The organism is Sinomonas sp. G460-2, assembly GCF_047759905.1.
GTDB lineage: Bacteria > Actinomycetota > Actinomycetes > Actinomycetales > Micrococcaceae > Sinomonas.
This window is the reverse complement of record NZ_JBKZWT010000568.1, coordinates 1-1,044: the sequence shown is the minus strand read 5'-3', so window position 1 is coordinate 1,044 and position 1,044 is coordinate 1. Positions and strand designations below refer to the sequence as shown.

General features: G+C 68.8%; 1 protein-coding gene. It reads right to left on the bottom strand.

From position 1 onward, the window contains the following. Positions 1–58: 58 nt before the first annotated feature. Positions 59–1,024: a type I pantothenate kinase gene (gene coaA, locus ACLN58_RS22505; protein ID WP_415857425.1), complete on the bottom strand. Its 966-nt coding sequence runs from the start codon at positions 1,022–1,024 to the stop codon at positions 59–61. Positions 1,025–1,044 lie beyond the last annotated feature (20 nt).

The following is a 1,044-nucleotide window of genomic DNA, read 5'->3' as shown; positions in this document are numbered from 1 at the left end:
GTGACGACGCGCCGCGTTGGGGTTCTGCCCGGAAGCCGCTCGGCGCCGTCGACCATGATCAGACCTTTCGCAGGAGCATTCGCCGGATCGAGTGGTCGGAATCCTTCGTGAGGACCAGCTGGGCCCGCCCGCGCGTGGGCAGGACGTTCTGGACGAGGTTTGGCTCGTTGATGCTCTTCCAGATGCCGCGCGCCGTCTTCACCGCCTCAGTATCGGACAGCGACGCGTAGCGGTGGAAGTAGCTCTCGGGCTGCGCGAACGCCCCCGAGCGCAGCTTGAGGAAGCGCTGGACGTACCACTCCTCGATGTAGCTCGTCTTCGCGTCCACGTAGATCGAGAAGTCGAAGAAGTCGCTCAGCGCGAGGCCCGTGGTGCCGTCGGTGCGCGGGCGGGCCGGCGCGAGGACGTTGAGGCCCTCGACGATGAGCACATCGGGCCGGCGCACCACGACCTCGCGTCCGGGCACGATGTCGTACGTGAGGTGCGAGTACCACGGCGCCCGCACCTCTTCGGCGCCCGACTTGATCTCGGCGACGAAGCGCAGGAGGGCGCGGCGGTCGTAGGACTCGGGGAAGCCCTTGCGGTCGAGGAGGCCGCGTCGCGTGAGCTCGGCGAGCGGGTACAGGAAGCCGTCCGTCGTGACGAGCTGCACGTCCGGCGTCGACGGCCAGCGGCGCAGCATCTCGCGCAGCACGCGGGCGATCGTGGACTTGCCCACCGCGACCGAGCCGGCCACGCCGATCACGAACGGCGTGCGCTGGGTCTGCTCGCCGAGGAAGGTCGATGTCGCCGAGTGGAGCTCGCCCGAGGCCTCGACATAGAGCGCGAGCAGGCGGCTCAGCGGGAGGTAGACGTCGCGGATCTCGCGCAGGTCGAGGGGATCGCCCAGGCCGCGGAGGCGGTCGATGTCCTCTTGGTTGAGGGGCTGCTCCATGCGGTTCGCCAGCTGCGACCAGCGGACACGGTCGAGCTCGACGAACGGGGTGGCGCCGTCGCCGTCGAACTCGCTCTTGTGCAGACTCACTCAGGTGATTCTGCCAACAG